This window comes from Niabella hirudinis (assembly GCF_051201075.1).
Taxonomy (GTDB): domain Bacteria; phylum Bacteroidota; class Bacteroidia; order Chitinophagales; family Chitinophagaceae; genus Niabella; species Niabella hirudinis.
On the sequence record NZ_JBPEHJ010000001.1, the window covers coordinates 622,288 to 639,792 of the forward strand.

Below are 17,505 nucleotides of genomic sequence, written 5' to 3' on the forward strand. Positions count from 1 at the left end.
CGATTGCTATCGGGAGTGGAAATGTGGAAATTGGATCGCACATTGGGTATTCAATTGGATCTAACGTTAAACGTTGAACTTTAAACCTGGAACAACGATTTCTACTGAACCACTTTATTAGCACAGCAGGAGCTGGCAAAAGCTTCCGGCTTGGCTTTAAACACAAACCCCATCCCGGTAATGTAACCGATAGCCTCCTTTAAAGCATCGTGGCTCTTGTACATCGGGTCGGTGTTAATATCTACATGCACTTCCATATCCACCTGGTGGGTATTAAATACGCCGCTGAGGGCATAGGCCACTTCGATGCTCCGCGCTACCTCCGTCATCATCCGCTGCCGGATACTCATTTTTTCCTGAGTTGTTTCATTATTAAGGTACATAAATCCGCCACGCCCCTTGCGGATAAATACGATGGCTGTTGCAAATTCGGTGTCGGCGCCCTTTACCTGGCTATCGGTGCCGATGCATACCTTTAGCTGGCTACCCAGCTGGCGTTCACGCTGGATGACGCCCAGCAGTTCGTCTTCAATATAGGTGGTAATTCTTTCACCGGTCAGTTTTCGCCATTGCTTTGTTTTATTCTGCATATGTATCTGGTTTTACTTGTTTTAAACCGCAACATCATCCTCATAAAATCCGCCCAGCGGGAAATTCTCCGGTAAATTATTACATCTGTTCTTTCCATAATAAAAAATATTTTCCACTTATCCCCAAAAATGTGGAAAACCATGCCTGCAACCCGCATCCGGGCAAGCGCCTTTCCGGTTCGGGAACCGGAATTAACATTTCTCCCACTGCCATACTGTCATACAACCAACAGATTTACTTATCTTTGCGGTTTCATAAGAACAAATACAGTATGTTAGATTTAACAGCAACAAAGGTGCACAATGAGGCACGCCAGGGTGAGCGGTTTGCACCCTTTAAAGACGATCCTAACAGCTATGGAAAACGGTTTTATATTGAAAGCTACGGCTGTCAGATGAACTTTGCAGACAGCGAGGTAGTGGCCGCTATTTTAAATAAGGAGGGTTTTGGAGCAACAAGGAACGTGGAGGATGCGGATCTCATTTTCATCAATACCTGTTCCATCCGTGAAAAAGCAGAACAAACGGTGCGCAAACGCCTCACCGATTTTAAAAAATTAAAGACGGGCAAGCCCGGCACCCTTATTGGCGTTTTGGGCTGTATGGCCGAACGTCTGAAGTCCAAATTCCTGGAAGAAGAAAAGCTGGTTGATATTGTAGTAGGCCCGGACGCGTACCGCAGTCTCCCCCGCCTGGTAGAAGAAGCCAATGAGGGCCAAAAAAGCGTAAACGTTCTTTTGAGCCGCGAGGAAACCTATGCCGATATTGCACCGGTGCGCCTGAACAGCAATGGCGTCAGTGCTTTTGTGAGCATTATGCGGGGTTGTAACAACATGTGCTCATTTTGTGTGGTGCCTTTTACAAGGGGGCGCGAGCGCAGCCGGGATGCGGAAAGCATCATTAACGAGTGCCGGGATCTTTTTGACCAGGGATATAAGGAGGTAACGCTGCTGGGACAGAATGTAGACTCCTACCACTACATCCCTGTCAATGGAACAGAGGCCAATGCCGTGAGCTTTGCGAACCTGTTGAAACAGGTAGCGCAGATATCTCCTGAATTAAGGGTGCGGTTTTCCACTTCCCATCCGAAAGACATTACGGATGATGTGCTGCACACTATGGCGGCGTATGAAAACATCTGCAAATGCATTCACCTGCCGGTACAAAGCGGTTCTACCCGTGTATTGCAGCTGATGAACCGCACATATACCCGCGAATGGTACATGAAGAAGGTGGACCGTATCCGGGAGATCCTTCCGGATTGCAGCATCACCTCCGATATTATTGCCGGTTTTTGTACAGAAACCGAGCAGGATCACCAGGATACGCTTTCCATAATGGATTATAGTAACTATGTATATGGGTATATGTTCTATTACAGCGAGCGGCCGGGCACACTGGCGCAGCGCCGTTACCAGGACGATATTCCACTGGAAGTTAAAAAACGGCGGTTGCAGGAGATCATCGAAAAACAAAACCAGTTATCGCTGAACGACTATAAAAAAGACATTGGCAAAACCTACAAGGTACTGATCGATGGCGACAGTAAGCGAAGCAGTGAACAATGGGTAGGCCGTAGCTCTCAGAACAAAGTGATCATCTTTCCCAAACAGGAAAATGGTGTGCACAAAAAAGGCGACTATGTGCAGGTACTGATCAATGATTGTACCCAGGCAACACTGTTTGGAGTGATCGTATAAATTTGATAAACATGGCGCCGGAGATAACCAACAATATAAACAGGATCACTGACCTCTGTAAAAAAATGGAGGTAAAGACCCTCTATGTGTTTGGATCTGCAGCAAGGGATACCGATTTTGCAGAAAACAGCGATATTGATTTTATAATAGAATACGACAGGGATAAAACCGGTATGCCTCCGGACAACTTCGATTACTTTGATTTATGGTTTGCCCTGGAGGATATCACCGGGCGGAAGGTAGACTTAGTAGTAGCACATGCCATTAAGAACAAATATTTCAGACAATCAATTGAAGATGATAAAATACTATTGTATGCCGCCTGAAATACTAAAATACCTGAATGACATTAATTTCAGTATCGAAAGAATCCGTTACCATATCAAAACGATCAATACTGTTAAACAATTTTCAGACAACTATACCGTTTATGATGCTGTTGAGCAACGTTTTGCAATTATTGGTGAAGCTCTTTGGAAAGCAGATAAAATGGACGCCACGCTCGCCATCACCGATAAAAAAAGGATCATTGGGCTCAGGCATATTCTCACCCACGATTATGATCTGGTAAGTCCTGAAATTCTTTGGAAAATAATTGAAAAAAATTTACCGGTACTCAGGCAAGAAGTTTCAGCAATACTTATAAGCAGAGAAGGATCCGGTACTTTATCCGACAATTTTGAATAATAACTAAATGGATCTACAATCAATAAAAAACCGGTTCAATATCATCGGAAATTCCCCTGAATTGAACTACGCGTTACAGGTAGCCGTACAGGTGGCCAATACGGACCTTACGGTACTCATCATCGGGGACAGCGGTGTGGGAAAAGAAGCCTTTTCCTCCATCATTCATTCGCTTTCCTCAAGGAAGCACAATCCCTTTATTGCGGTAAACTGTGGCGCCATTCCGGAAGGAACGATCGACTCGGAGTTGTTCGGACATGAAAAGGGCTCGTTTACCGGGGCCGTTGATGCACGCAAAGGCTATTTTGAAACCGTAAACGGTGGTACTATTTTTCTGGATGAAATCGGCGAAATGCCCCTGGGCACCCAGGCCCGGCTGCTGCGGGTGCTGGAGGCCGGTGAATATATCCGCGTAGGATCCAGCAAGGTGCAAAAGACCGACGTGCGGGTTATTGCCGCCACTAACAAGGACCTGCTCAAACTGGTAGAGCAAAATAAGTTTCGGGAAGACCTGTACTACCGTTTAAGCACCGTCCCCATCCGGGTACCTTCGCTATCGAGCCGGAAAGAAGACATTGTGCTGCTTTTTAGAAAATTTGCAGCCGATTTTGCAGACAAGTACAAAACGGCTTCTGTACAGCTGGATGAAGACGCCAAAAACCTCTTGCTGGAATATCCCTGGCCGGGGAATATCCGGGAGCTGAAAAATATAGCCGAGCAGATATCCGTACTGTCGGAGAATAAACAGATCTCCGCCCGGGCACTTGGTCGCTACCTTCAGCCCTACTCCAACAACCGACTGCCCGCGATCTCGCACGCGCAGCCGCAAAATGAGTTTCAAAATGAACGGGAGATCCTTTACAAGCTCTTCTTTGATATGAAGAAGGACGTAAACGAGCTCAAGCGGATGTTCCTCGAGGTATTGCAAAACCCCTCCGTTGCCGCGCAGAACCCATCGCTGATCAACGAGCTTAAGGATCTGAGCAACGGGCATGAATCAGGGTACCTGCCGGCGCCTGCCACCAGCTACCAGCCGGTACAGCTGAGCATGCCGCAACCGGCTGCCCCTGTAATTATGGACAACGGCATCGATGAGCATGAGGAAATAGACGAAAGCCTCAACATTATGGAAAAGGAAAAAGAACTGATCATCAAAGCCCTCAAAAAGCATAAAGGCAAACGCAAGGACGCCTCGCTGGATCTGGGCATCAGCGAACGCACGCTTTACAGAAAACTAAAAGAATATGATATTGAAGAACTATAAAGTTTTTTTTGCGGCACTGGCTGCATTTGCCGCATTCCTGTTTGCCTTTGCTCAAAGTGGCTGCGGCATTTATAAGTTTAAGGATGTGAGTATACCCGATACTATCAAAGTTGTTCGCGTTGGCATTATTCAGAACAAAGCATCCTATGTAAATCCGCAACTGGCTCCGGAGCTAACAGAAAAACTCAAACAAAAAATAGTGAGCCAAACCCGTTTAAAACAAACAAACGGTGACGACGCGGACTGGGATATTAATTGTACAATTACCACTTACTCCTTCTCTACCTCCGGTATTTCTAACCAGCGGGCCAATACCAACCGGTTAAACGTGGGGGTGCATGTGGATGTACGGGACAACCGTTCTCAAAAGGTAAGCAAGTATGACGTAACCCGCAGTTTCGACTATAATGGAACCCTGGCCCTTCAGCAGGCAGAGCAGGGACTGAAAACAGAAATGCTGCGAAGCCTTTCTGACGATATTTTTAACCGGATATTTTCCAACTGGTAAGTTATGAATCATTTTATCAATGCCATTGCTTTGGCAACGCTTCCCCATCAGCAGCATCCTATGCCTGTAGCCACCCTGAAGCAGCTGGCGCAGCAATACCCCTATGCCCCCGTTATCCAGTTGTTGCTGGCGGCCGGTCTGAAGGAGGCACAAGACCCGGGCTTTGCCGCTCAATGGCAAAAATCCCTGCTTTATTTTAAAGATCCGCTGCTGCTCCAATACCAGTTTTTTTCAGAACAGCGGCAGCCTGCTGCTGAAGCGCCTCCCGTAACAGCCAATGATTCCGAAACAACGCAGGCCCCACCCGAAGCGGAAACAGAAGCCCCACTGGCTATCCCCGGCCTGAAACTGGAGCCTCTGGATACAACAAAAGCCAACCTGCTTTTTACCCCTTATTATACGGTCGACTATTTTGCCTCCCAGGGGATTCAGCTCAATGATGACAGCTCCGGCGACCGTTTCGGAAGCCAGCTAAAAAGTTTCACCTCCTGGCTTAAAGAAATGCGCCGGCTCCCCGATGCCCACTCAGGAACCCGTTTAAACATTAAGAATGAGGCCGTTATCGAAAAAATGGCCGAAAAATCGCTGAACGGACAAAACGAGGAAACCGCCACCATGGCCGAGGTTTGGGCTAAACAGGGCAATAAAGCCAAGGCCATCGAAATCTATCAAAAATTAAGTTTGCTAAATCCCTCTAAAAGAGCTTATTTTGCAGCGAAAATTGAACATCTAAAGAAATAATTCATGTTAACAACCTTATTTGTAATATTGATCATACTGGTTTGTGTTATTTTAAGCTTTATCGTCCTGATTCAGAATCCCAAAGGCGGTGGCCTGGCAGGAACTTTTGGCGGCGTAAGCAGCCAGTTTATGGGAGTAAAACAAACCAATGATGTGCTGGAGAAAGGTACCTGGATTTTTGCAGCAGTGATTGGTGTGCTTTGCCTGTTTTCCACATTTTTTGTTTCCGGTACCAAAGCGGGCGGCGGCGCAACCAATGGCCGTTTAAAAGACATCAGCACCCAACCGGTACAACAAGCGCAGCCGCAGGCGGCTCCTGCTGTTCCGTTTAGCAACGGTGTTCAGCAGCAACCAGCCCAACCTGCACCCAAACCAGGGTCCGGAAAGTAATGCTTCCGTAACTTAAAAAATTATTGTCCTGGCAATTGCCGGGATTTTTTTTTGCCAGCACATCGAGCCTAAAAACATCGCTCGCAACGGTGAACTGAAGCCAAAAGTTTCTTAAAAAATAAAATATTTTAAAATGTTGTCTAATTGGTTAACTTTGCCTTATGAAAAACATCCGGCAGGTCATTGCCTATAAGCGCTATTTTTTGGACTTTTATGAGGAACAATCGGACGAGGTTCAGCGGAAAATAGAATGGACCCTGCAACTTTTAAAAGCCATTGACCGGGTACCCAGGAAATACTTCGATCATATAACCGGAACAAATGGCCTTTATGAAGTTCGCGTAGAAATGAACGGAAACATCTTTAGGATATTCGCTTTTTTCGATGATGGGAACCTGATCATATTGGGTAATGGCTTTCAGAAGAAAAAACAAAAAACTCCAGGAACAGAAATTGAAAAAGCATTAAAAATAAAAAAAGAATATGAAAGCGAAAAACGACAACAGCAGCACAACACTCAATGAAATTCTCGATAAAAAATACGGAGAACGCGGAGCTGCAAAGAGAGAACAATGGGAGCAGGAATTTGAAACCTTCCGGCTTGGTATTTTACTTGAAGAAGCAAGACTTAAACTGGGTATGACACAGGAAGAACTCGCCGAAAAATGCGGAACAAACAAATCATATATTTCAAGAATAGAGAACAATGCCAGCGATATCCGGCTCTCAACCCTGATGAAAATTATCCAGACCGGACTTGGAGGCCGTTTAAAACTAACTTTGAACTTTTAAATTTAATTCGGATCCAATGCCTATTTTGAAGTTGAAGCTGTGATCCGTTTTTATACTCGATGGACTGTTCACCGTTTAGCGTTTGAGGTTCGGTACTAACAGGGTTGTTTGTTTATCTTAATGTGGAAATGTGCTGATTTGAAAATCTGAAAATGGTGAGGGGCGTTTGTTAACGCGGTCTTCGTATCTTAGAAGGTTCATCAGCCATCTCACTTCAAACATCTCACTTCAGCCATCTCACTTCAGCCATCTCACTTCAGCCATCTCACTTCAGCCATCTCACTTCAGCCATCTCACTTCAGCCATCTCACTTCAAACATCTCACTTCAAACATCTCACTTCATATATCATATCACCGGAAAAGCAGGAATGCAATAATCAGTGTAATGATCACATTAAACGTTTGCGCAATCAGAAATGCCCAAAGCGGTTTTCGGCTATTATTTTTAAAAAGGTCGGCAAACCGCGTTTCCAGACCAATACTGGTAAATGCCAATCCAAACCATAATCCCTGGATGCTTTTAAGCCCGCTTTTCACTGAAGCATTTACTTCGGGCGTTATAAAAAACGAAAACAATAGCGAAGCGCCTATAAAACCCAGGATAAACTTGGGGAACCGCTGCCAAATCAGCCGCAACGTGGGCTTTTCCTGGCTGCCGGCTGTATTGCTTTTTGTGTAGGTCCAGTAAACGGAAATCGCAAAGGCTGCAATGCCGAGCAGTACATTTTGCGAAAATTTTACGATCGTACTGATCTTGAGCGCCTCTTCCCCTACAAGCGACCCGGAAGCCACTACTGCGCCGGAGGTATCAATGCTTCCACCCAGCCAGGCGCCCGTTACCTGCTCGGGAAAATTAAAGTAATTGGCAATTACGGGCATAAAGATCATCATGGGTACTGCGGTAACCAGCACCATGGAGATCACATAGGACAATTTTTTTGAATCGCCTTTGATGGCACCGGAGGTGGCAATAGCGGCAGATACACCACAAATAGAAACCGCACTGGAGATCATCATCGTCAGATCATCATCCACCTTCAATTTGCGGCACAACCAGAACGCAAAATACCATACAGACAATACGACAACAAGCGCCTGTATCAGGCCCAGCCCCCCGGCTTTCATCACATCCGAAAAAATAACCGCGCAGCCCAGCAATACCAGGCCTATTTTCACATAGAGCTCGGCGTTCAGCACTTCACGGACCCAGGCCGGTAACCGGAAGCAGTTGCCAATGATCAAACCAAGCGCCAGGCTGAAGATCACCGCTTCCAGGTTCAGATCCCGCATCACGCTATTGCCTGCCAATACCAGGGCCACCTGTGTAATAATAAAAATGAAGCCGAATACCGGAGCCGTTGTTTTTACGGGTTTGCCAATCAGCAGGGCCGCCAGGATCGCCACGGGTAAAACAATCAGCAGCTGCATTCCGATGGCCCCGAGGTTGGATGTCGAAAATACGGTTGTTGTAAGATCGGTGCCGTTCTTCCAGGAATAAGCGGGCACAGGAATTACCAGCCCTGAAAGGGCCAGCGCAATAATAAGGCCTCCCAATACAACAACAGCCCAATCCTCGTGCATCACTGTTTTTTTTGTTTGCGTCATTACCTATTTAATTTTTTAAATGATCATTATTTAAACTTCATTCCCAGTTTGTACATAGTAAAAGCCCAGATATCGGCGGCCTCTTCAATTACCTTGCTGGTTGGTTTTCCGGCGCCATGCCCCGCATTGGTTTCGATACGGATCAATACCGGGTTGGAGCCCCTATGATACTCCTGCAACCGGGCGGCAAATTTAAAGGAATGTGCAGGTACTACCCGGTCGTCATGATCACCGGTTGTGATTAATGTAGCCGGGTAGCTGGTGCCTTTTTTCAGGTTATGGTAGGGCGAATACCGGTGCAGGTAAGGAAAATATTTAGCAGAATCGGAACTGCCATATTCAACCGTCCAGCCCCAGCCTACCGTAAACTTCTGAAAGCGCAGCATATCCAGCACCCCTACCTGTGGGATGGCCACTTTGAACAGATCGGGGCGCTGGGTCATTACCGCGCCTACCAGCAATCCGCCATTGCTGCCTCCCCGCATGGCCATTTTATGCTTATTGGTATATTTTTGGGCTACCAGGTATTCTGCAGCGCCAATAAAATCATTGAATACATTTTGTTTCTTCAGCAGCATCCCGGCCTTATGCCATGCTTCTCCATATTCGCTGCCTCCTCTCAGATTTACTACTGCATAAATACCGCCCTGTTCCACAAAAAATGCGTTGCTGACGCTAAATCCCGGCGTCATAGGGATATTGAAGCCGCCATAACCATACAACAGCACCGGGTTATTCCCGTCTTTCTTCAGCCCTTTTTTATACGTCAGGAACATGGGCACCCGCTGCCCGTCCTTGCTTTTAAAGAATACCTGCTCCGTTACCAGATCGTCCGTGTTTAAGCTAAGAGCCGTTTTTTTATACAGCGTGGACTTTCCTGAGGCAATATCGTATTCATAGATTGCCGGTGGTGTTGCAAAAGAACTATAAGAATAATAAAAGGTCCGGTCTTCCTCATCGGCTCCAAAGCCCCCCGCAGTACCAATTCCCGGCAGCGCAATATCCCGGATCCGCTTACCGTCAAAATCATACTGTACAATTTTAGATGCGGCGTCTTTGAGATAGCTGGCAAACAGGTTGCCTCCCGCAGTACCCACGCCCTGCAATGCCTCTTTTTGCTCGGGAATTACCGTTTTCCAACGGCCTCGTTCCGGCTTCATAGGGTCGATCAATACAACCCGGTAATTCGGCGCTTCGTAATTTGTATTCACCAGAAGCAGTCCTCCCTTATTTTCGATTACGGAACACTCGGTATCAAAACCTTTTACCAGCAGCGCAAATTCCTGTTGCGCGGGGTTATGAAGGTCGCGGTACCAAAGCTCACTGCCACTGGTACCTTCGGTTACGTTCAGGATCAGGAACCGTTGATCTTCTGTAAGCCCTACCCCAAAATAGCGTAAAGGATGTTCTTTATCCTGGTAAATAATCACATCTTCTTTTTGCGAAGTACCCAGCCGGTGATAGAATACTTTCTGGAACTCATTCTTTTTGCTCAGTTTTGATTTTTCATCCGGTTCGTCATAGGCACTGTAATAAAAACCGTCATTGCCTTTCCAGGCTACACCACCAAACTTGGTCCAGTTAATCTTATCGGCCAGCAATGTTTTGGTTTCGGTGTTCATCACGAAGATCTCGCTCCAATCGCTACCGGCCTTTGATACGGAATACGCGCACAACCTTCCATCTTTGGTAAACGACAGGCCGCTCAATGCCGCAATGCCTTCGTTGTTTAATGTATTGGGGTCTATAAAAACTTCGGGCTCACCTTTCAGATCCTTCACCCGGTACAATACCGCCTGGTTCTGCAACCCGTCATTCTTATAAAAGTAGTAATAATTGCCTTTCCTAAACGGGGCTCCAAATTTGGGATAATTCCACAATGCTTCCAGCCTGTTTTTAATAGCCGACCGGTAGGGTATGGCCGACAGGTAAGCATCGGTTACTTTATTTTGTGCGGTCACCCATGCTTTTGTAGCGGTAGCATTGTCATCTTCCAGCCAGCGGTAAGGGTCCTCCACTTTGGTTCCAAAATAATCATCCGCAACCACTTCTTTATGTGTTACCGGGTACTGGATCTGTGCCATGGTTTTCATCGTCAGGAATACAAATAAAACGTAAAAAAGATGCTTCATATAAGCTTATTTAAATAAAAGTAACATTCACCCTGGTTCTCTACCGGGAATGATTTTTCATACCTGCTGCCGCAGGTGCCGGTTTTTCATACACCAGCTTCTCTTTGGACACCCAAAACTCAACAAGGGTGCCATCCCCGCAGGCGGTTGTAATTTTAATATCTGCGTTAATCTTTTGTGCCCGGGACTTTATATTTTTTATACCGTTCCGGTCGGTTAGTTTTTCGGGGTCAAACCCGATACCATTGTCCTTTATCGCAAAAAAGATCACCGTGTCTTCATTGCGCGCTATAATAGACGCATCCGTGCAACGTGAATATTTAACCAGGTTATTGACCGTCTCTTTTACAATAAGAAAAATATTCCGGCGGGTGTCCATCGGTAGCGGTATTTCCGAAACGGATTCGGGGAAGTCAATGTTAAACCGGATGCCTTTTGACTGAAACATGGGTATGGCATACTCCCGTATATGCTGGCAAAGATTACTGAATTTATCGTTGGAGGGTTTTACCAGCCAGATAATATCATCCAGCGCATCCAGGGTATCTTTTGCATTGGCCTCAATCTTTGTTAGCAGTTCTTCTTTATTCGTGCCCGATTTCCGCAGCAGTTCGCTAAAAATATGGATGCTGCTGAGCGTAGATCCCATATCATCATGCAGGTCGGAAGCGATCTGGGACCGGATCTCCAGCTCCTGGCTCAGCCTTTTGTTGCGCTCCAGCAGGCGGTAGCGTAAATAATAAAGGATGCCGGAAGTCAGGATCAGCAGGGACAGGATCAATGCGCCAAATAAAAAGACCCTGTCATTCTTCCTTAGTACACTGTCTTTTTCGCGGTTGGCTTCCAGGAAGGCGATACGCGCCTTTTCCTTCTCCGTGTCATAGATCGCTTCCATCTGCCGCACATGGCGGTTGTTGCTCTCGGTTACGATGCTATCGCTGTATTGTTTAAACAATTTGCTGTAGAGCAATGCGGCCTCAGGGTGGCCGGTTTGTTCATTCAGTTTCATGAGGCCCTCATAGGCGCTTTTGATCTCCGTCATGGTGCCAATATCCCGGGCAATCAGCAAGGCATCAAAAAACATGGTTTTGGCCTTATCATATTGGTTGATCAGCAGGTATGCATTGCCCAGGTTATTATAATTATTGGCGCGATACAATCCATCGCCGAGCGTATCGGTAATCCGTTTAGCCTTTTGAAACAATGCAATGGCTTCGCCGATCCTGTGCTGCTTTTTTAAAACATTGCCAATGGAGTTATAGCTAATGGCAATTCCCTTGTGGCTATTGATCTTTTCGTTATAATAAAGCGATCTTTTGTAATATTTATCCGCCGAATCCAGCCTGCCCATATATTCATAGGCCTCACCAATATTATTATAATTCATAGCCATTCCCAGCATATTATGCGCTCTTTGGGCTATGGGCAAACTTTTACGGAAGTACAGGATGGCGTCATTATAGTTTCCCAAAACAATATGAATATTGCCAATGCTATTGAGAGAAACGCTGGCGCTGTAATCATCTCCTGTTTTTTCTGCAAGCCGCAATGCTTCCATGTGCAGGGTAAGCGCCTTGCCGTTTTCATCGAGCCTCCGGTACACCACACCGATATTATTGGTGGCATGGATCTCGGTTGTAATATCGCCCAGCTTATGCGCCAGGGCCCTGCTATCCTTGTGGTTGGCCAGCGCCAATGCGTACCTGGAAAAATCGCGGTTATACACACCGTAGGCATCCAGCAAGCGGGGCTCTGCCCTCTGGTATCCCAACCTCTTTACCAGTTCAAACCCCGCCTTAAACAGGGTATCCATAAGGTTGTTTTTGCGGTTACGCATGGTAAAAGCGATGATCGAATCTACCTTGGACCTGCTGTCGGGTTGGTGCAGCAATGCCATCGCTTCCAGGTGGACCGGCCCTTTTGTCTGCGACCATATTGTACCGGCCGGAGCAAGCAGCAGCAGCCCGGCTAATAAAAGCAAACCATAGGGAAGAAAGATTTTCATATTTAGTTGTAGGAATGCAGACTGACTTTTTCTTGGATCCGGCGCTTAAAGTTACTAAAATCCGCTCAAAATAGCTGCCGGCAACCAGCATTCAACTTTTGGGCGATCAGCAGTTAGCACCGGTCCGAAGCAAACGCAGAAAGTTGAACGCTCCGGAAAAATGAAGAGGCTGTCTCAAAAGTCTTTATTTTGTCATGCCGTCCCAAACCTTCGGGATTGTTTTAGTATCTAAAGACGATTCTTCGTCAATAGATGCTGAAACAAGAATAGATCCCGGGTCAAGCCCGGGATGACATCTTCAGAACGACATCATGCGGCAAAGCGACTTTTGAGACAACCTCTTTCAATTGCGTTCGGTCATTCTATTTATTTCAGCAGGGCCAATGCCTTTTTGATACGGGCCCAGCCTTCTTCTATTTTCTCCAGGCTGTTGGCAAAGGAAAAACGCACACAATTGGGTTCGCCAAAAGCCGCGCCCATAACGGAGGACACATGCGCCTTATTCAGGATGTACATGCAAAGATCCGCCGAGTTGCCAACGGTGGTTTCGCCATCAGATTTTCCAAAATAGCTGCTCATATCCGGGAAGATGTAAAAGGCACCATCGGGCTCCGTACAGCTAATACCCGGAATATCGCTGATCAACTCCATTACCCGTTGTTTGCGGCGGGTAAATTCCTTTGTCATTTCCATGGAAGGCGTCAGGTCTGCCGTGAGCGCTGTAACAGTTGCTTTTTGTGCAATGGTATTGGTGCCGCTGGTGATCTGCCCCTGCAGCTTCTCCATACCCTTGGCCACCTCAACGGTGGATGCGGTGTAACCGATACGCCAGCCGGTCATGGCAAACCCCTTTGCCAGGCCGTTTACTACAATCACGCGGTCTTTGATCTCGTCAAACTGCGCAATGCTTTCGTGCTTGCCCACATAATTGATATATTCGTAGATCTCATCCGAAATGATGTAGATCTGCGGGTGCTTTTTAAATACTTCTACCAGACTGGCCAGCTCTTCTTTGCTGTATACGGCCCCGGAAGGGTTACAGGGAGATGAAAACAGGAAAGCCTTGGTATTGGGTGTAATCGCTGCTTCGAGGTCTGCTGCCGAAATTTTCAGCTTCTTATCCATCGTTGTCCGGATCTCCACAACTTTACCACGGGCAATCTTTACCAGTTCGGAATAGGTAACCCAATAAGGAGTAGGAATGATTACTTCTTCACCATCGTCTACCAGGGCCAGTATCACGTTGGCCAGGCTCTGTTTGGCACCAGTTGAAATCACAATATGTTCCGGCTTGTAATCCAGGTTGTTGTCTCTTTTCAGTTTGGTACAAACGGCTTCACGGGCATCAGGGAACCCCGCAACCGGGGAATAGTGGCTCCAGTTATCATTAATGGCCTTTATGGCCGCCTCTTTGATATGCTGGGGGGTATCAAAATCGGGTTCACCCAGGCTCAGATCGATCACATCGATCCCCTGGGCTCTCAGTTCGCGGCCTAATTTGGCCATTTTCAACGTTTCGGGTTCACTAAAACGCTGTAAGAGAGAAGATAATGCCATTTTAAACGTTTATGGATTAATTTTAAACAAATTCACGCAAATTTAGGGGTTACAAAGACAGCTTCGAACTCCAAATCTTAAAAAATCGAAATATTCTATAAAATCATCCGTTTAATAAAAATTTCAACAGCATAAAAACCGTTTATAAAACCAAATCCACTATATGTCTATAAACCTTATCTTTGCCCCCTTTAAATTTAAAGAGGAACCAAAGATTAAATAACAAATACGTATGCAACTCAAAGGACTGGTTAGATTTTTTACAATCTTACTTATTATCTACTCACTCTACCAGCTGTCATTTACATGGTTTGTTCGCAACCACGAAAAGAAATTGGAGAAAATTGCGCACAATTATGTAAATGCAAATTACCAGACTGCTGCCCAAAAATTCCCCTCCAACAAGGATTCCCAGGATGTGTACCAGGAAGAGCTGAACCAGCATTACAACGATCGCCTGAGCCGTTTAAAAGACAGCACTAAAGATGAAACCATTACCTATGGAATTACCGGTGCCATCAGCTACCAGAAAGCAAAGGAAGAAGAGCTGAACCTGGGCCTTGACCTCCAGGGTGGTATGAACGTGACCATGGAAGTGGAGATGAACGGATTGCTCCAAACGCTGGCCAACAATTCAAAAGACCCTAACTTTTTAAAGGCGCTGCAAAACGCAGATAACCGTAAGGGGAATAGTGATGCCAACTTTATAACCCTCTTTGTTGAAGAATTTAAGAAGTTAAGTCCTAATACGCCACTGGCTTCGCTGTTTGCTACAGCCAACCGCGAAAACCTTAAAGTAACTGATAATGACGCCAAGGTCACCCGGTTTCTTCAGGAACAGGCCAAGGCGGCTTTTGATAACACGGCCCGCCTGATCACAACCCGTATCGATAAATTTGGCGTAGCGCAACCCAGCATCAACCCGGACCCCAGCAAGCAGATCATTTCAGTAGAGCTGCCCGGTGTTCAGGACAAAGAGCGCGTACGTAAAAACCTGCAGGCTTCCGCCAACCTTCAGTTCTGGGAAGTGTACAACATTTCCGAACTGTGGGGCAACCTTCAGAAGGCCGATGAGATCTATTTTGCGCAGAACGCGGGTAAATCAGCAAAAGACAGTACGGCCCAAACAGACTCGGCTGGTGTTGCCGCCGGTGCCGTTGCCAAAGCAGATACTGCTAAAACAACAGGGACAGATACCGCAAAAAAATTACAGGACCAGCTATCGCAACTGGCCAATGCCGATAAAAAATCAGCAAAGGCTGAAGATGCTATGGCCAGCCAGCAGCAGGAACTGAAAAAACATATCTGGGGCACCCTCATTCCTCCTATGGATGAAAAGGGAGGCCTGGCAGATATGGGCATTATAGGGCAGGTAAATATCAAAGATACAGCCGACGTAAGAGCCATGCTTACAGCTCCGTCTATCCGGTCGCAGTTCCCTTCGGAGATTGCCTGGATGTATGGCATGCCCGATAAAGTAGGTAACAAAAAAAGCAATATGGTGGCGCTCTATGCCATCAAAACAGGTGGTCGCGATAAAGCTAAACTGGAAGGTGAGCACGTAACCAATGCAGGAGCCGATTATGACCAGTCGGGCAAAACCAATGTATCTCTTGAAATGGATGCCATCGGAAGCCGTGTATGGGCCGATATGACCCGTACCAATAAAGGCAAACATATTGCCATTGTGGTAGACAACCAGGTGTATTCTGCTCCTGTTGTAAACGATGTTATCGAAGGCGGCCGCTCCAGTATCTCCGGCAATTTCTCGGCAGAAGAAGCAAAAGACCTGGCCAATATTCTCAAGATTGGTAAGCTTCCTGCCCCCGCCAAGATCGTTTCGGATGAAACCGTTGGACCCACCCTGGGTGAAGCGGCCATTAAGGGAGGTCTGATGTCCTTTACCATCTCCTTTATCGTAATATTCATATTAATGCTCATTTACTACAATACCAGTGGATGGGTAGCCAATATTGCGCTGATCTTAAACCTGCTCTTTACCATAGGTGTACTTGCAGGACTGGGCGCCACACTTACCGCCCCGGGTATCGCGGGTCTGGTACTGACCATCGGTATGGCGGTGGACAGTAACGTAATTATTTACGAACGGATCAAAGAAGAACTGACCAAGGGCAAGAGCTATATATCGGCCATCAACGATGGTTATAACCGCTCCCTGGCGCCGGTATTGGATGGACACGTAACCACGCTGATCACAGCCTTTATCCTTTATTACTTCGGATTGGGCCCGGTAAAGGGTTTTGCAACCACGCAGATCCTGGGTCTGTTGCTGTCCCTCTTCTGTGGTATCCTGGTAAGCCGTTGGGTAACCGACTGGTTCACCAATAAGAACCATCATCTTAAATACTTCACCGGTCTGAGCCGCAGCATCTTCAAACACAGCGCTTTTAAATTCATCGAGTTCAGAAAGATAGCTTACGGTATCTCGGTAGTGATCCTGCTGTTGTCCATCGGAACCATTTTCCATGGTTTTGATTACGGTGTTGAATTTAATGGGGGACGCTCCTACCGGGTTGACTTTGGGAAAAAGGTTGATGTGGAAAAATTAAAGGTTGATTTAAAAGCAACCTTTGAAGACGAAAACCCCTTTGTTAAAACCGTGGGCGATGCAAGCGAGCTGGACATCACCACCTCCTATTTAATCACAGATCCGAATACGACAAAAGCGGACTCTATTGTATCGCATAAGTTATTCGAAGGATTGAAATCCTATCTCCCGCAAGGCACTACTTACGACCAGTTTGATACAAAGTACAAGCTAAAAACCAACAAGGTATTACCCACCATATCGGATGATTTAAAGAGAGGTGCCGTAACAGCCACGGTGCTGGCAATCCTGGCCATCTTCCTGTACATCTTCCTCCGGTTCCGCGACTGGCGGTATTCACTGGGTACCATCTTCTCGCTGCTGCATGATGCCCTGGTAACGCTTATCGTATTTTCCTATGCAAGAGAGTGGGTACCCTTCCCACTGGAGATCGACCAGCATTTTATTGCGGCCATCCTCACCGTTATCGGTTTCTCTATGAATGATACGGTGGTGGTATTTGACCGGATCCGTGAAGACGGAAGACTGTACCCCAACCTGGATCAGAAAACGCTGGTGAACAAAGCCATCAATGACACGCTAAGCCGTACCATTATGACTTCCTTCACCGTATTCATTACGGTATTGATCCTGTTTATCTTCGGTGGCGAAGCCGTTAGAGGTTTTGCATTTGCAATGCTGATCGGTGTTGTTACCGGGGTATACTCATCTATCTTTGTAGCAGCTCCCGTGCTGGTAGACCTTAAAGGAGGTTTATCGCGGAAAAAGAAGAACAACGCTGCAGCTGCTAAAGCTCAGCCGGAGCATTCGTAAACAGCCGTTAATAATAACTAATAGAAACCGTACCAGAACCTGGTACGGTTTTTTTGTATTCCCCTGCTTTTCCGGATCCCGGGCCGCCCCGCAATATCCGGTTAGCATAGGCGACCATTTCCAACCGGTAATCATCCCTCTTAAATACTGC

At 46.5% G+C, this 17,505-nt stretch carries 15 protein-coding genes; 10 read left to right on the forward strand and 5 right to left on the reverse strand.

Annotation, left to right across the window (positions count from 1 at the left end):
• Positions 1-101: 101 nt before the first annotated feature.
• Positions 102-590, reverse strand: coding sequence for a ribonuclease H-like YkuK family protein (locus tag GGU45_RS02325; RefSeq protein WP_435221642.1), 489 nt, complete (start codon positions 588-590; stop codon positions 102-104).
• A gap of 272 nt (positions 591-862) precedes the next feature.
• On the opposite strand from GGU45_RS02325, the gene miaB reads away from it, so the two are divergent.
• The 9 genes from miaB to GGU45_RS02370 all read left to right on the forward strand — a co-directional run bounded on the left by miaB (position 863) and on the right by GGU45_RS02370 (position 6,672).
• Complete coding sequence (miaB, locus tag GGU45_RS02330) at positions 863-2,290, forward strand: tRNA (N6-isopentenyl adenosine(37)-C2)-methylthiotransferase MiaB (protein WP_435221643.1); 1,428 nt, start codon at positions 863-865, stop codon at positions 2,288-2,290.
• 11 nt (positions 2,291-2,301) lie between these two features.
• Positions 2,302-2,616 carry a nucleotidyltransferase family protein gene (locus GGU45_RS02335; protein WP_435221645.1) on the forward strand — a complete coding sequence of 105 codons (315 nt, stop codon included), beginning with the start codon at positions 2,302-2,304 and terminating at the stop codon, positions 2,614-2,616.
• Positions 2,606-2,977: a HepT-like ribonuclease domain-containing protein gene (locus tag GGU45_RS02340; RefSeq protein ID WP_435221646.1), complete on the forward strand. Its 372-nt coding sequence runs from the start codon at positions 2,606-2,608 to the stop codon at positions 2,975-2,977. The genes GGU45_RS02335 and GGU45_RS02340 overlap by 11 nt, the downstream gene beginning before the upstream one ends.
• Before the next feature lie 7 nt (positions 2,978-2,984).
• Positions 2,985-4,241, forward strand: coding sequence for a sigma-54 interaction domain-containing protein (locus GGU45_RS02345; RefSeq protein ID WP_435221648.1), 1,257 nt, complete (start codon positions 2,985-2,987; stop codon positions 4,239-4,241).
• A complete protein-coding gene (lptE, locus tag GGU45_RS02350; RefSeq protein ID WP_435221650.1) occupies positions 4,222-4,749 on the forward strand; it encodes an LPS assembly lipoprotein LptE in 528 nt (175 codons plus the stop codon). The genes GGU45_RS02345 and lptE overlap by 20 nt, the downstream gene beginning before the upstream one ends.
• A gap of 3 nt (positions 4,750-4,752) precedes the next feature.
• Positions 4,753-5,490: a DUF8458 domain-containing protein gene (locus tag GGU45_RS02355; RefSeq protein WP_435221651.1), complete on the forward strand. Its 738-nt coding sequence runs from the start codon at positions 4,753-4,755 to the stop codon at positions 5,488-5,490.
• A gap of 3 nt (positions 5,491-5,493) precedes the next feature.
• Entirely contained in the window at positions 5,494-5,880 is a 387-nt protein-coding gene (gene secG / locus GGU45_RS02360; RefSeq protein ID WP_435221652.1) for a preprotein translocase subunit SecG, read from the forward strand.
• 161 nt (positions 5,881-6,041) lie between these two features.
• Complete coding sequence (locus GGU45_RS02365; RefSeq protein ID WP_435221654.1) at positions 6,042-6,404, forward strand: type II toxin-antitoxin system RelE/ParE family toxin; 363 nt, start codon at positions 6,042-6,044, stop codon at positions 6,402-6,404.
• Complete coding sequence (locus GGU45_RS02370; protein ID WP_435221655.1) at positions 6,364-6,672, forward strand: helix-turn-helix domain-containing protein; 309 nt, start codon at positions 6,364-6,366, stop codon at positions 6,670-6,672. Before GGU45_RS02365 ends, GGU45_RS02370 begins: the two co-directional genes overlap by 41 nt.
• A 352-nt stretch (positions 6,673-7,024) precedes the next feature.
• Here GGU45_RS02370 and GGU45_RS02375 read toward each other — a convergent pair whose 3' ends face one another.
• The 4 genes from GGU45_RS02375 to GGU45_RS02390 all read right to left on the reverse strand — a co-directional run bounded on the left by GGU45_RS02375 (position 7,025) and on the right by GGU45_RS02390 (position 13,972).
• A complete protein-coding gene (locus GGU45_RS02375) occupies positions 7,025-8,278 on the reverse strand; it encodes a YeiH family protein (protein WP_435221656.1) in 1,254 nt (417 codons plus the stop codon).
• A 26-nt stretch (positions 8,279-8,304) separates the two neighbouring features.
• The gene (locus GGU45_RS02380; protein WP_435221657.1) at positions 8,305-10,410 is read right to left on the reverse strand and encodes a prolyl oligopeptidase family serine peptidase; all 2,106 of its coding nucleotides are present in this window, start codon (positions 10,408-10,410) and stop codon (positions 8,305-8,307) included.
• Positions 10,411-10,450: 40 nt separating this feature from the next.
• Positions 10,451-12,415, reverse strand: coding sequence for a tetratricopeptide repeat-containing sensor histidine kinase (locus tag GGU45_RS02385; RefSeq protein ID WP_435221659.1), 1,965 nt, complete (start codon positions 12,413-12,415; stop codon positions 10,451-10,453).
• 366 nt (positions 12,416-12,781) lie between these two features.
• The gene (locus tag GGU45_RS02390) at positions 12,782-13,972 is read right to left on the reverse strand and encodes a pyridoxal phosphate-dependent aminotransferase (protein WP_435221661.1); all 1,191 of its coding nucleotides are present in this window, start codon (positions 13,970-13,972) and stop codon (positions 12,782-12,784) included.
• Between the two features lie 232 nt (positions 13,973-14,204).
• Between GGU45_RS02390 and secDF the strand changes: the two genes are divergently transcribed.
• Positions 14,205-17,354 carry a protein translocase subunit SecDF gene (secDF, locus tag GGU45_RS02395; RefSeq protein WP_435221663.1) on the forward strand — a complete coding sequence of 1,050 codons (3,150 nt, stop codon included), beginning with the start codon at positions 14,205-14,207 and terminating at the stop codon, positions 17,352-17,354.
• Positions 17,355-17,505: the final 151 nt, after the last annotated feature.

What these genes read in the sequence shown, in the direction of transcription:
- GGU45_RS02325 (WP_435221642.1), bottom strand. Translation starts at nt 590, where the DNA reads ATGCAGAATAAAACAAAGCAATGGCGAAAACTGACCGGTGAAAGAATT.
- miaB (WP_435221643.1), top strand. Translation starts at nt 863, where the DNA reads ATGTTAGATTTAACAGCAACAAAGGTGCACAATGAGGCACGCCAGGGT.
- GGU45_RS02335 (WP_435221645.1), top strand. Translation starts at nt 2,302, where the DNA reads ATGGCGCCGGAGATAACCAACAATATAAACAGGATCACTGACCTCTGT.
- GGU45_RS02340 (WP_435221646.1), top strand. Translation starts at nt 2,606, where the DNA reads ATGCCGCCTGAAATACTAAAATACCTGAATGACATTAATTTCAGTATC.
- GGU45_RS02345 (WP_435221648.1), top strand. Translation starts at nt 2,985, where the DNA reads ATGGATCTACAATCAATAAAAAACCGGTTCAATATCATCGGAAATTCC.
- lptE (WP_435221650.1), top strand. Translation starts at nt 4,222, where the DNA reads ATGATATTGAAGAACTATAAAGTTTTTTTTGCGGCACTGGCTGCATTT.
- GGU45_RS02355 (WP_435221651.1), top strand. Translation starts at nt 4,753, where the DNA reads ATGAATCATTTTATCAATGCCATTGCTTTGGCAACGCTTCCCCATCAG.
- secG (WP_435221652.1), top strand. Translation starts at nt 5,494, where the DNA reads ATGTTAACAACCTTATTTGTAATATTGATCATACTGGTTTGTGTTATT.
- GGU45_RS02365 (WP_435221654.1), top strand. Translation starts at nt 6,042, where the DNA reads ATGAAAAACATCCGGCAGGTCATTGCCTATAAGCGCTATTTTTTGGAC.
- GGU45_RS02370 (WP_435221655.1), top strand. Translation starts at nt 6,364, where the DNA reads ATGAAAGCGAAAAACGACAACAGCAGCACAACACTCAATGAAATTCTC.
- GGU45_RS02375 (WP_435221656.1), bottom strand. Translation starts at nt 8,278, where the DNA reads ATGACGCAAACAAAAAAAACAGTGATGCACGAGGATTGGGCTGTTGTT.
- GGU45_RS02380 (WP_435221657.1), bottom strand. Translation starts at nt 10,410, where the DNA reads ATGAAGCATCTTTTTTACGTTTTATTTGTATTCCTGACGATGAAAACC.
- GGU45_RS02385 (WP_435221659.1), bottom strand. Translation starts at nt 12,415, where the DNA reads ATGAAAATCTTTCTTCCCTATGGTTTGCTTTTATTAGCCGGGCTGCTG.
- GGU45_RS02390 (WP_435221661.1), bottom strand. Translation starts at nt 13,972, where the DNA reads ATGGCATTATCTTCTCTCTTACAGCGTTTTAGTGAACCCGAAACGTTG.
- secDF (WP_435221663.1), top strand. Translation starts at nt 14,205, where the DNA reads ATGCAACTCAAAGGACTGGTTAGATTTTTTACAATCTTACTTATTATC.